We start from the raw sequence: 12,576 nt of genomic DNA on the forward strand, positions 1-12,576 counted from the left end.
AAAACAAGGCGGCGTGACATAATCAATAGAGCGGGATGGCGTAAACAGGCATTAAAACACGGCGTCGCATCTTACGGCCACAGCAGACACAACCAGAGTCCCAGCGCAGCCAGAAAATTGATGCTGAACACGGCCCCGCGCAAGCGGATATTCCCTGTGCAGATTTGCACTGCACTGTGCGCCAAGCGTCCTGCAATAAACAACCAGGCCAGCGTCAAGGCGGTTTGCGTATGGCTGGGCTGCACAATATGCAGCACGCCGGCGATATGAAACAAGAGCGGCCATTCAAACTGATTCGATAAATTCGCACTGATGCGCGGCTCCCAAAGCGCAAAAGGATTGCCGCCATCGGCGCGCCGCCCCACGCCCCACACAGCCGGTGCGCGCGCCACCGTCAACGCGCAATACAGGACTGCGCACCAGACGACATGTGCGGCCATGGGGTAAATCATTGCGTGTTGCATGCCGCGCCTCCAAAGGTAAATTTATCAGGACATATGATAAGTCTGTGCTTGCCATTCAAGTCTGCCAAATTATGGCAGCATGCAGTTTTCGCTTGGAATGTGCGCGCCATGTTGACGCAAATTTTATTCGCGGCAGCCCCCTTGCTGCTGTACGCCGTGTGGCTGGGCTGGCGTTTTGTGCGCGGGAACCCGCCGCCGCGTTTCGCTATCAATGTGCAACTCAGTTTGTGGCTGATGCTGTATCTGATGATTACCGCCGGCCTGGGCTTGTTTTGGGTGGCGAATCAGCAATTGCCGGTGTTCGACTGGCATTATTTATTCGGCTATCTGATGCTGCTGTTGTGCGGCGTGCATCTGTATTTCAATTTGCCGCTGGTGTGGCGTTATTGGCGCCGCCCCGGTGCGCAAAAGCAGCAGGCGGCGCAGCAGGCGCAAGCCGGCGCGCCGGCACAAGCCGCGCGCCGGCAGTGGGGACGGGTGGCGTTTTTGCTGTTCACACCTGCGGCGGCGTATTGGCTGGGGCGGCGCGGGCATGCCGCAAACGCCTGGTGGGAGCAGCCGGCGGCGGCAACCGGCGCGCCGGCGCTCCAAGCAGAGGGACAGAGCCAGCGCGCTTTGGTAATGCGGTATCACGAATTTTCTTCCGAGTCGCGGCGCGGCGTGTTTGCGCGCGCACCGGTGTTTGACTGGGGCCAGCGTCCGCCGCCCTTTAAAGATTGGCCGGGGTTGACGCCCTTGCGTTTGCAGCGCAGTGCGGCGCGGCGCAGTTTGCATCAGGTGTTGCAAGGGACGCAGCCGCGCACGCAGGACTTGCGCCTTGCAGAGCTGGCCGACATTTTGTTTGCCGGCCCCGGCATCACGCTGGCGCGGCCCGGTTCGGCCCCGTTGCGCGCCGCGCCATCCTCCGGCGCGCTGTTTCCGGCGGAGTTATACGTGCTGGTGCGGCGCATGGCTGATCTGGCCCCCGGTCTTTACCATTATGATGCGCGCGATGACAGCTTGCGCCAGCTGGCCGGCGCCGCCGCCGCCGCGCCGCTCAGCGCGCTGTTGCCGCCGGCCCCGCTGGCCTTGATCTGTACCGCAGTACTGGGACGCACCGGCTACAAATACCGGGAACGCGCCTACCGCTACGCCGGGGTGGATTTGGGCCATTTGCTGGAGAATCTGCGCTTAGCCGGGCATAACCACGATATGCAGGTTTTGCCGCTGGCGGCGTATGACGACGCGGCTTTGCAGCACGCCATGCGGCTTGATCTGCGCCAGGAATTGGCGCTGGCGGTGATGTTGCTGCAGCCGGCGCAAGAGATGCCGCAAGCTGTCCCCGGGATTTTGAGCGCACAGGCGCTGACGCCCGGCGCACTCGGTTTGAATGGTTTGCTGCATCAAGCCACTTCTTTGCATCAGACCGCTGCGGCGGCCATGCCGGCGCCCGGGCCTGATCCGGCGTGGTTGCGCTTGCCGCCAGCGCGTCCCTTGTCTGCGCCTTTGCGTGAAGTCTTGCAAAACCGGCGCAGCCGGCGCCGCTACACAGATCAGGCGCTCAGCGCGCAAAGCTTGAGCGATGTGCTGGCCGCATTGGCGGCGCCGGTGCAGTTTTCGCCTGCCATCCGCTGTTATCTGGGCCTGCAAAGGGTGGCTGGCGTGGCGTCCGGTTTGTACCGCTATCAGGCGGAGCGCGGTTTGCGCTTGCTGCAGGCGGGGGATTTTGGCGCCAGATTGGGGGCGGCTGCGCTGGATCAGGATGTGATTGGCGAGGCGGCGGCGGTTTTACTGATTTGCGCTGACAGCAAACTTGCGCTGGCCGCCGGCGCGCGCGGCTATCGCCATATGCTGCTTGAGTGCGGCATGGTGGGCGAACGCTGGTTGCTGGCGGCGCAGGCGCTCGGCCTGGCGGCATGTCCGGTCGGCGCGTTTTATGATGATGAGGTCAGTCAGTTATTCGGCTTGCAGGCGCGCGGCGAATGGGCTTTGCATTTTGCTTCGCTCGGGATTGCCGGGCAAGAAGAGGACGATTGAGGCGCAGGCCAGGGTGGCTTATTTCTGATCCAGGGTTTCCACCGCATCCCAATCTTCTTGCGGCGGATCTTTCAGAAAGCGCGCGCAGCGCGCGCGGTAGAGTTCGGTGACGGCGTCGTCTTCCAATGCGCAAAAGGCGGCGAAGGCGGCGTCAAATTCCGCTGCGCGATACAGCTGCAAGGCGGCATGGTAGGCTTGCAGCGCGGCCAGGGCGTCCGCCGATGTCTGGCTGCGCAGACCCAGCGCTTGATAAATCCGCACCGCCTGGCTCTTGCCTTTGACCCGCACTTTATCCAGTTCGCGCAGGCAGATATCGGGACAGGCTTGCGCCGTGGCTTCACTGACGATCACGCCGACTGCATATTTTTTGCACAAACCTTCCAGCCGCGCCGCCAGATTCACATTGTCGCCCAGCACGGTGTAATTCATGCGCGATTCAGAGCCGACATTGCCGGCCACCACATTGCCGCTGTGCACGCCGATGCCGACATGCAATTGCGGCCAGCCGGCGGCGGCGAAGTTGCGATTCAATTCCGGCAGCGCGGCCTGCATCGCCAGCGCGCATTGCACCGCCGCCTGGGCATGCTGCTGCAGCGCCACCGGTGCGCCAAACAGCGCCATCACCGCATCACCGATGTATTTATCCACCACTCCTTGCTGCTGGTCGATTTGCTGACTCATTTCACTCAGATATTGATTCAGCATTTGCAAAATCGCCGAGGGCGCCAAGCCTTCGGCCAGACTGGTGAAATTGCGGATATCGGAAAACAGCAAGGTCATTTCACGTTCTTCGCCGCCGAGTTCAATGCGGCGCGACAGCAATTCTTCCGCCACTTGCGGCGACACCACCTTACCCAGCAGCGAGCGGACTTTATCGCGCTCTTGCAAGCCGTGCACCATATTGTTAAAGGCATGCGCCAGCGCGCCGAATTCATCGCGCTGGTTGAGTTCTTCCACGCTGCGGTAATGGCCGGCGCTGATGTCTTGCGCGGCGCGCGCCAGGCGCGCCACCGGCTGCGTGACGCGGCGCGCGATCAAGACCGCCAGCAGCGCCGCCAGCAGGCTGGAGATGATGAAAATACCCAGCAATTGCCAGCGCAGCGCGCGGTAATCAGCAAGCGCCTCGTCCAGCGAGCGTTGCAGCAGCGCCAGCAAGACGCCGTCGCCGCCCCGGTTCAGGGACAGGGTCAGGGACACGAATTCAGCTTCTTGCAACAGCATGCGCGCTTGAGTCAGCGTATTCCGTTTGCTTTGCGCCAGCAGGGCCTGGCGCTGCGCCGCCGGCAAGGTGGAGGCCAGCATTTGCGGCGCGCCCGGCGCTGTCGCCGGGGCGGTTGGCGCGCCTTGCCAGAACAGGCTGACATGCGTGTGGGTTTGTTTTTCCAGCTCGGCGGCGAGCTGATCTGTGATCACAAAGCCGATCCCGACCCAGGCGATTTGTTCCGGTGCGCGCAAGGGCGCCAGCACCACCTGATACACCCGGCCTTTGATGATCAGGGCGCCGCTGCTTTCGCCTGATGCATGGCTGCGCGCGGCTTGCAGCAGGGCGGGGTGTTGAAACAGCGGTTTTTGCGGCGGCGCTTGTTCGCCATCCATGCTGTCGGCCAGCACCTGGCCATCCAGATCCAGCAGCACCATCCAGTCTGCATCGAGCCGTTTTTGATAACTGGAAAAAGCGGATAACACGGTTTCCCGGTCGCCTTCCGCGACTAAGGTTTTAAAGGCGTAATCATCGGCCAGCAGGCGCGCGTATTTGCGCAAATTCGCTTCGCGCGAACGGACGATGGTTTGCAGTGAGCTGGCGGTGAGTTCCAGGGTTTCCCTGCTGGCTTGCTGGGCTTGATTGTGCGCCGTGCTGCTGATCAGATAAAACAGCAGGGCTTGTAACACAATAATCAAACCCAGCATCAGCGCCAGCAGGCGCGATTGAAAACGGGTGAATTCAAAGCGGGGGCGCTTGAAGTTGAAGCGGCGGCGCGGCGTTGGCTCGGCGGGAGCTGGCGCGCGCTGCATCTGTGTTACTCCTGCGAGAAAATCGCGTCGCAGCCGTGGCGCTGTCCTTCCACATCCTGCAATTCATCCGCCATTTCCATGTCGAATAATTCTTCGACTGCGTTCATATAGTTTTTCAAGTGCATGCTGCCGATCAGGCGATAGATTTCGCCGCTGTCATTGCGGATGCCGATGATCATTTTTTCATCGCGCACTTCGGCTAAGCTGGTGTGCTCCATTAAAAGATTGTTGGTGATGTCGCGATCGAAACGCGGTACTTGGCGGCCTTCGATCAATGCGGTTTTCAGATGTGCGCTCATTACTGCTCCATATCAAATAGTCTGATCCGGGGCGCTAGTGTCGCACATGTGCCGCAAGCTGGCAAAATCTGCGCAGAATTACAGATTTGGCTTGGCCTCAATGCACAATTCAGGATTAACATATGCGTTTTTACGGCATACCGTCCGTGATTTTACCCACCGCATACATTTTCGCCCATGCCCAGCCCATCACCCACCCCGCAACAAGAGGCGATCAGCCTGCCAGGCTTCACCCCTGAACAATTAACACAATTGCAACGTGCGCAAAATCTGGCCTTAAGCCCTTGCGGGCGCTGGGCTGCCGTCGCACTGGAGCGCCTGCATGCGGATGGCGGGCATTATGTCTGCCATCTGTGGCGCGTGCCGCTGGATGGCAAAGGCAAGCCGCTGCAACTCACCAATGGCGATTGCCGCGACAGTCAGCCGGCTTTCCGCAGCGATGGCGGATTGGCGTTTTTGAGCGATCGGCGCGACGGGGAAAGCCCCGAAAGTTGCGATGCGCAACGGCGCCAGATCTGGCTCCTGCCGCCGCATGGCGGCATGCCGCTGCGCATCAGCGATGAGCCTTTGGGCGTGCTGGCCTTCAAGTTTGCGCGCAATGCTGAGACCATGGCCATGCTGGCGCCGCATTGGCCTGGCGTCGAACGCGACCAGCAGCGCGATGAAATGAAAAAGCGGCGTGAACACGGCCCCAGCGCTTTACATTACCGCAGCATGCCGGTGCGCCATTGGGACCACTGGCTGGGCGCGACGGCGCCGCATTTGCTGGTGGCGGATCAGGATGGCGCAGATGTGCGCGATTTGACCCCGGATCTGGATGCGCAGGGCGTGCGCGCGCTGGAACATGCCGAATTTGATATCAGCGCGGATGGCGCGCAAATCGCCATCACCTGGTCGCGCCTGGCGCCAGATCGCTATCGTGACAGTTCGCTGATGATTTTCACGCTCGACCGCGACACCCGCGCCATCGGTCAGCGTTTGTATGCGGTGCACGATTGCATACAAGTCGAGCACCCCCTCTTTTCACCGGATGGCAAAGCGCTGGCGTATTGCCAGGAAACGCGCAGCATGCAATATGCGCCGCGCCGCAGCTTGCACTTGCTGGATCTGGAGAGCGGCGACAGCCGCCGGCTGGCTCCAGAATGGGACGCCTGGCCGCAACCTGCAGCCTGGCATGACGATGGCAAGAGTTTGTTTGTCAGTGCGGAAGAGCAGGGCGAAGTGGCGATTTTCGCGCTCGAACTCGGCTCCGGCGATGTGGTTTGCATGACCCAGCATGGCAGCCACAGCGATTTGCATTTTGATGTGCGGCGCGAAATGCTGGTCGGCTTGCGCTCTTCGCTGCGCCATCCGCCGGAAGTGTTTCAGCTGGCGTGCAATGACAGCCGCACCCTGGATTTGCCGCACCTCATGTCCGGTTTCACCCCGGCGAAATTTGAAGTGCGCAAATTGCACGCCTATGCCGAAGATGGCAGCCGCATTCAATATTGGCTGTTATTGCCGCCGCATGGGGTGTATCCCTGCCCGGCGCTGATGTGGATTCACGGCGGCCCGATCAATGCCTGGCAGGACACCTGGCATTGGCGCTGGAATCCGCTGCTGGCGTTGGCCCAGGGCTATGCGGTGATTTTGCCGAATCCGCGCGGCTCGACCGGCTTCGGCCAGGAATTTGTCGATGGCATATGGAATAATCAATGGGGCGCGCAGTGCTATCGCGATCTGATTGCGGTCTTGAATGCTGTCAGCCAGCATGTCGAAATCGATCACCAGCGCATCGCCGCCATGGGCGGCTCGTTTGGCGGCTATATGACGAATTGGATCGGTACCCAAACCGGGCGCTTCTCCTGCCTGGTGACACACGCCAGCGTGTACGATATGCGCACCTTCGCCACCACGGTGGATGATCCGGCCTATTGGTATCTGACGATGGGCGGCGCGCCGTTTGCGCGCGGCCCGGAATATGAACGCTATTCGCCGGCGGCCCATGTGGCCAACTGGCGCAGCCCGACCTTGATTATTCACGGTGACAAAGACTACCGCGTGCCGGTGCAAGAAGCGCAAGCCCTGTTTGAAGCCTTGCAATATCACGGCGTCGAATCGGAAATGGTGATTTTCCCGGATGAGGGACATTGGATCGCCAAGCCGAAAAACACGATTGCCTGGTATGGCTTTATTTTTGAATTTTTACAGCGCCATTTAAAAGCGCAGGAGTTGTCGCAATGAGCGAAATCAAACCCTACGGCGAATGGCGTTCGCCGATTTCCGCCGCCCGCGTGGCGCAAGGCGCGCGCAGCCTGTCTTCGGTGCGGGTAGTGGGGACGGATGTATATTGGCTGGAAGGCCGCGCCAGCGAAGGCGGGCGCAATACGCTGCTGCGCGCCGGCGCTGCACCGCAGGAGGAAATCACCCCGCTGCCATTCAATGTCCGCAGCCGGGTGCACGAATACGGCGGCGGGGCTTATCTGGCGACCTCTGAATTTGTGGTGTTTTCCCATTTTGCCGATCATCAATTGCACCTGCAGCCATTTGCGGGACAGGTGCTCGCCTTAGGCAACGCCAGCACCCAGCGTTACGCCGATTTCATTCATGATGCGCAGCGCGCGCGCATTATCGGCGTGCGCGAAGACCATGCGCAATCCGATCTGCAACCGGCCAACACCTTGTGCAGCCTGGCGCTGGATGGCTCGGGCGCGCAAAGCGTGCTGGCGCAGGGACATGATTTCTATTCTTCCCCGCGCCTCTCGCCGGATGGCCGGCAGCTGGCTTTTTTAAGCTGGGATCATCCGCGCATGCCGTGGCAGGGCACGCAATTATGGCTGGCCGATTTTGCGGCGGATGGCGCTTTGCAGAATCTGCGCTGCGTCGCCGGCGGCGCTCAGGAATCGATTTGCCAGCCGGAATGGTCGCCGCAGGGCGAGTTGTTCTTTGTCTCCGATCGCAGCGGCTGGTGGAATTTATACCGCCTCGACGCGCAGGGCGCGGCGCATGCGCTGTGCCCGCGCGAGGCCGAATTCGGCGCGCCGCATTGGACTTTTGGCGAGTGGATGTATGGCTTTGTGGATAGCGCGCGGATTGTCGCCAGCTATATCGAAAACGGCGATAGCCATCTGGCCCTGTTGCAGGCGGATGAGGCCGGTAACTGGAGTATGCAGGCTTTGCCGCTGGACTATACCGACATCCATGAATTGGCGGTCTGCGGCGAGCAGGTGGCGCTGGTCGCCGCCAGTCCCACCATTCCGCTGCAAGTCGCCTGCCTGGATCTGGCCAGCCGCAATGTGCGGGTGCTGGCTTCCAGCATTGCCGAGCTGCCGCCGGCGAGCTATCTGTCACGTCCGCGCAGCATCAGCTATCCAAGTCATGGACGCACCGCGCACGCCATGTTTTACGCGCCGAAAAATGATGATTATCAAGCCCCGGCGGGCGAGTTGCCGCCCTTGCTGGTGTTCATCCACGGCGGCCCGACCGGCATGGCCAGCAGCAATTTACGTCTGCCTATCCAATTCTGGACCAGTCGCGGCTTTGCTGTGCTGGATGTGAATTACGGCGGCAGCAGCGGCTTTGGCCGTGCATATCGCGATTTGCTGCAAGGGCAATGGGGCGTGGTCGATGTGCAGGACTGCGTGGCCGGCGCGCAATATCTGGCGCAGCAAGGCTTGGTCGATGCGCAACGCTTGGTGATTCGCGGCGGCAGCGCGGGCGGTTTCACCACCTTGTGCGCTTTGGCGTTTTACGATGTGTTTAAAGCCGGCGCCAGCATCTATGGCGTATCGGATCTGGCGGCGCTGGATGCGGATTCGCATAAATTTGAATCGCATTACAACGCCTATCTGATCGGCCCGCGCGAACAGGCGCAGCAAATCTATCTGCAGCGCTCGCCAGTGCACCATGTCGATAAACTCAAGCGCCCCATGATTTTCCTGCAAGGTCTGGATGATAAAGTGGTGCCGCCTTCGCAATCAGAAACCATGGTGCAGGCTTTGCGCCAGAAAGGCGTGCCGGTGGCGTATCTCAGCTTTGCCGGCGAGGGACATGGCTTCCGCCAGGCCGCGACGATTGAGCGCGCCTGGGAAGCCGAGCTGTACTTTTACGCCAAGGTGTTTGGTTTCACTCTGGCGGATGTGGTGACGCCGGTGCAGATTGAGAATCTGCCTGACTGAGCCTGTCTTTTCCTGCGGACAACGGCCAGAATGTGGTCGTTGTCAGCGCAGCCAGCCTGCCGCCGATCTTGCTAAGTCCGGCAGCTTGCGCGCAGTGCGGCGTAATCGCGGTAGCCCAGGCCTGCCATTTCCTCTTGCCAGACTGCAGCTAATTCCTGCTGTACGGCGGCGGGCAGCTCAGGCCCGTTTTGTTGCGGCCTGACCTTCGCCGCCGCTCCGTGCGCGGGCAAGCCCATGGCCGGATTGCGCGTGCTTTGCACCAGATGGTCGTTGAATTTATCTGCGTGTTGCAGCATGAATTCGCGGCTCGATTGATGCAGCACGGTGGCCAGCAGTTCCGCATTCAGACCTATTCCCATCAAGTGTGCAATCTTGCGCACCGCGCCGGCCAGATCTTCCAGCAAGTCTTCATAAAACAGCAGCAAATTGCGGGACGGGTCTCTTTGCGCGAGCGCGGCTTGCGCGTGGCGATACCAATTTCTGCCGTGGCGGATGCGGTCGCGCGCGTATTGCTCCAGGCTGATGCTGTCCGGCTCAAACATCCAGCCGGACAGAAAGCGCCAATGCGACACCAGGCTGGCGCCCGGATCGCGCAACACAATGATGTACTTGCCGCCCTGCGGCAAATGCGGCAGCGGGTAATGGGTTTTGAAGGCTTGCGGCTGGAACGCCTGCCCGAGCGGCAGGCGCATATCGTGCGCCATCTCCAGCCATGGCACAACGCGCGTGATTTCATCAAATGACATATCGCCGCCGCTGCGCAAACCATGCACGATCTGTTGCACCCAGGTCGTGCCGCATTTGGGCGGCGTGACGATGAACACATCGCTGGCGCGCGCGCGGTAGGAGAGGCCGGCAGCCAGCCCGGCCTCAGTGGCGAAAAATTTACCACGCGCGTGCACTTCCTCCAGCGTGCGCGGCCGCTGCGCTGGCATCATGGTTTGTTCTCCCCATTTTTGGCTTCCGGCTTGGGCGGGTTTTTGACCCAGGCATTGAGCCAGTTCTCGCTTTCATACAGCATATGCAAAACCGATTCACGCGCGCGGTAGCCATGGCTTTCATTTGGCAGCATCACCAGTCGCGCCCGCTTGCCCAGACCGCGCATGGCTTGGAACATGCGTTCGCTTTGCATCGGAAAGGTGCCGGCGTTATTGTCCTGCTCGCCATGCACCAGCAATAAGGCGTCTTCAATCTTGTGTGCGTATTCAAACGGCGACATGGTGTGATATACCTCGCGCGCTTGCCAGAAATTGCGCTCTTCATACTGGAAGCCGAACGGGGTCAGACTGCGGTTATACGCGCCGCTGCGCGCCAAGCCCGCTTTGAACAGGCGTGTATGAGCCAACAGATTGGCGGTCATGAACGCGCCATAAGAGTGGCCGCCAACCGCCGCCTGGTCGCGCCGCGCCACCCCCATGGCCACTGCGGCGTCAAGCGCCGCTTCCGCGTTTGCAATCAATTGCGGCAGGAAGGTGTCATTCGGCTCTTTTTCGCCTTCGCCGATGATCGGCATGGCGGGATGGTCAAGCACGGCAAAACCCATGCTCAAAAACGGCAGCGGGCCGCCCACGCTGATGTTATTGAAGCGGTAGGGCGAGCCTTGCACCTGGCTGGCGGCCTTGGCGGATTTGAATTCATGCGGATAGGCCCACAACAAGATCGGCAAGGGGCCGTCGCGCTTGGCGTCATAGCCTGCGGGCAGGTATAAATCGCCGCTCAAATCCACCCCGTCCTTGCGCTTGTAATGGATTTTTTCTTTGCTCACGCCAGCCATGTGCGGATATGGATGCGGGAAGCTGGTCAGGGCCTGCAATTTGCCGTCCGCTTTGCGCAGGTGGTAATTCGGCTGCAGCTGCGGCGCTTCCCGGCTGATGATCAGTTGCTGTCCCTGTTTGTCGAGCAGGCCATGCACTTTTTCATAAAACGGCGGCGTGCTTTGGAAGACGCGTTCTGTTTTCTTGCTGCGCAAGTCAAAGCGGTCAAGGAAGGGACGGTCGCCTTGCGGTGAGGCGCCGTTGCCGTGCAGCCAGATGCTGTTGGCGTCGGCCATCAAGAGGCGTTGCTGTCCGCGTTCATCCTGGCTCAGCACCGGCTCGCCCGGATCGGCGTAGCGGTCTTCGCTGTTCAAATCGAACAGCAATTCCGCCGCCTGTTTACTATTCGGAGCGATGCGCCATACTTTTTCGCGGCGGGTTTTGCGCCAGCTTTCGGCAACCAGCGCCAGATTGTCATCGCCCCACAGCACATGCTGGATGCGAAAAGCGAAACGGCCCAATTCCTGCGCTTTGCCGGTAAACGGCGCGGCCAGGCTGTACAGGACTTCGCGCTGTTCCACTTTGCGCTCCGGGTCACCCTCATCCAGCGTCGCCACCCAGCTCAGGGTGGCCGGCGCATCCGCGCGCCAGCGCACATTGCGCATGCCATTCCGTTCCGCATCCACCCCGGCGGGCACGGTTTCCTGCAATGGATTGCTGCCGAGCAGGTGCGTCAGCTTGCCTTGCATATCGCGCACCTCGAAACGCTCGCTGAAATAATAGGCCGGAACCAGATATGACCAGGGTTTTTGCAAGCTGCTGGTGAGCAGAAATTTGCCATCCGGCGAGGGACGGACAGAAGTGAATTGATCCGGCCCGCCCAGCAGCCGGCTGCCGCCCTGCAGATCGGCAATCGCCAGCTGCACCGTGGTGTAATGTTCAAACAGGGCGGCGTCGCCCTCGTCTTTCAGCAAATCAGGAATGGTGCGCATCTGACTGCGCTGCCGCCCCAGGCTTTCCTGCACATTCGGGCCGCTCGGGACGGTGCTCTTTGGCGGCGGATTGCCGGCGCGCGGCGGGCGCAGCAGCAGGGCCAGATGCTGGCTGTCCGGCAGCCAGGTGAAACCGTTGGATTGCACCGTGTTCAAGAAATACGGCGAGGCGCGGCGCGCCTGACGCCTGGCGACATCAATCAACCATAATTCCACCCCTTCCGCATGCACATGGGTGAAGGCGATATGGCGCTGGTCGGGCGACCATTCCAGCTCCGCCACCGCCAGCCTGGCCGGCAAACCGCTGATCTTGATTTCGGCCCCGCTGGCGTTGTCCACCAGCCAGATATCTTTGCCAAACATATAGCGGCTGGCGGAATAATTGCGCGGATGGATGCGCAAACCGGCCAACTTCAATTCCACTTGCGCCACCTGGGCAATCGAGGGCAGGGCAGGGCGCTGCACCAGCGCGCTCAAATCGCGCTTGGGACTTAAATACATCAATGGCTGGCGCGGCGCGTCGGCAATCGCGCGCAAGGCTTCAGAGGGTTGCTGGTAGCCGCTGAGATTTTTGGCCGGCGCCGCGTTGGCGGCATGCGCGCTGTTCAGATAGGCGGGGACATGAAAGGCCAGGATCAGGGCCAGGCTGCTGCTGAGGATGGTGGTTTTCATAGGCATGTGGAAGTGTCTGGAATCAGCGGAAGATTGTCGATTGTAAGCGAAGTTCCCCTACGCATGGCATATGCGTTTGTGTTGCAATTTGTTACATTCCCGTGTTTTTTTCCGCCATTGAAAATGCCGCAGCCTGCCACATATTCGATTCAGGCAGACGGCGCAGCATCAAAACAGCAGCGCAGAACTGTAAAGATTTCACAGGTTTT

General features: G+C 60.6%; 8 protein-coding genes. 3 read left to right on the forward strand and 5 right to left on the reverse strand.

Features of this window, described 5'->3' with window-relative positions; all coding sequences use genetic code 11:
• Nucleotides 1-71: 71 nt before the first annotated feature.
• Nucleotides 72-464, reverse strand: a complete 393-nt coding sequence (locus V8J88_RS00550) for an MAPEG family protein (protein WP_338847191.1) — start codon at nt 462-464, stop codon at nt 72-74.
• A 108-nt stretch (nt 465-572) separates the two neighbouring features.
• Here V8J88_RS00550 and V8J88_RS00555 point away from each other — a divergent pair, with 108 nt between their 5' ends.
• Nucleotides 573-2,480, forward strand: a complete 1,908-nt coding sequence (locus tag V8J88_RS00555) for a SagB/ThcOx family dehydrogenase (RefSeq protein ID WP_338847192.1) — start codon at nt 573-575, stop codon at nt 2,478-2,480.
• Between the two features lie 18 nt (nt 2,481-2,498).
• Here the strand turns inward: V8J88_RS00555 and V8J88_RS00560 are convergent, their stop codons facing one another.
• Both V8J88_RS00560 and V8J88_RS00565 read right to left on the reverse strand, forming a co-directional pair.
• Complete coding sequence (locus tag V8J88_RS00560; RefSeq protein ID WP_338847193.1) at nt 2,499-4,493, reverse strand: adenylate/guanylate cyclase domain-containing protein; 1,995 nt, start codon at nt 4,491-4,493, stop codon at nt 2,499-2,501.
• 5 nt (nt 4,494-4,498) lie between these two features.
• Nucleotides 4,499-4,792, reverse strand: coding sequence for a hypothetical protein (locus tag V8J88_RS00565; protein WP_338847195.1), 294 nt, complete (start codon nt 4,790-4,792; stop codon nt 4,499-4,501).
• A gap of 177 nt (nt 4,793-4,969) precedes the next feature.
• Here V8J88_RS00565 and V8J88_RS00570 point away from each other — a divergent pair, with 177 nt between their 5' ends.
• Together V8J88_RS00570 and V8J88_RS00575 are read left to right on the forward strand one after the other, a co-directional pair.
• Nucleotides 4,970-7,015, forward strand: a complete 2,046-nt coding sequence (locus V8J88_RS00570; RefSeq protein ID WP_338847196.1) for a S9 family peptidase — start codon at nt 4,970-4,972, stop codon at nt 7,013-7,015.
• Entirely contained in the window at nt 7,012-8,949 is a 1,938-nt protein-coding gene (locus tag V8J88_RS00575; RefSeq protein WP_338847197.1) for a S9 family peptidase, read from the forward strand. The genes V8J88_RS00570 and V8J88_RS00575 overlap by 4 nt, the downstream gene beginning before the upstream one ends.
• A 71-nt stretch (nt 8,950-9,020) precedes the next feature.
• Here V8J88_RS00575 and V8J88_RS00580 read toward each other — a convergent pair whose 3' ends face one another.
• The gene (locus V8J88_RS00580) at nt 9,021-9,887 is read right to left on the reverse strand and encodes a sulfotransferase domain-containing protein (RefSeq protein ID WP_338847199.1); all 867 of its coding nucleotides are present in this window, start codon (nt 9,885-9,887) and stop codon (nt 9,021-9,023) included.
• On the reverse strand, nt 9,884-12,367 hold the full coding sequence (locus V8J88_RS00585; RefSeq protein WP_338847200.1) for a prolyl oligopeptidase family serine peptidase: 2,484 nt from the start codon (nt 12,365-12,367) through the stop codon (nt 9,884-9,886). The genes V8J88_RS00580 and V8J88_RS00585 overlap by 4 nt, the downstream gene beginning before the upstream one ends.
• Nucleotides 12,368-12,576: the final 209 nt, after the last annotated feature.

The sequence above is a fragment of the Massilia sp. W12 genome (assembly GCF_037300705.1).
In the GTDB taxonomy this organism is placed as follows: Bacteria; Pseudomonadota; Gammaproteobacteria; order Burkholderiales; family Burkholderiaceae_D; genus JACPVY01.

Excerpts from the sequence above, each read along its gene's own strand:
- V8J88_RS00580 (WP_338847199.1), bottom strand. The coding sequence starts at position 9,887 with ATGATGCCAGCGCAGCGGCCGCGCACGCTGGAGGAAGTGCACGCGCGT.
- V8J88_RS00585 (WP_338847200.1), bottom strand. The coding sequence starts at position 12,367 with ATGAAAACCACCATCCTCAGCAGCAGCCTGGCCCTGATCCTGGCCTTT.
- V8J88_RS00570 (WP_338847196.1), top strand. The coding sequence starts at position 4,970 with ATGCCCAGCCCATCACCCACCCCGCAACAAGAGGCGATCAGCCTGCCA.
- V8J88_RS00565 (WP_338847195.1), bottom strand. The coding sequence starts at position 4,792 with ATGAGCGCACATCTGAAAACCGCATTGATCGAAGGCCGCCAAGTACCG.
- V8J88_RS00550 (WP_338847191.1), bottom strand. The coding sequence starts at position 464 with ATGCAACACGCAATGATTTACCCCATGGCCGCACATGTCGTCTGGTGC.
- V8J88_RS00560 (WP_338847193.1), bottom strand. The coding sequence starts at position 4,493 with ATGCAGCGCGCGCCAGCTCCCGCCGAGCCAACGCCGCGCCGCCGCTTC.
- V8J88_RS00575 (WP_338847197.1), top strand. The coding sequence starts at position 7,012 with ATGAGCGAAATCAAACCCTACGGCGAATGGCGTTCGCCGATTTCCGCC.
- V8J88_RS00555 (WP_338847192.1), top strand. The coding sequence starts at position 573 with ATGTTGACGCAAATTTTATTCGCGGCAGCCCCCTTGCTGCTGTACGCC.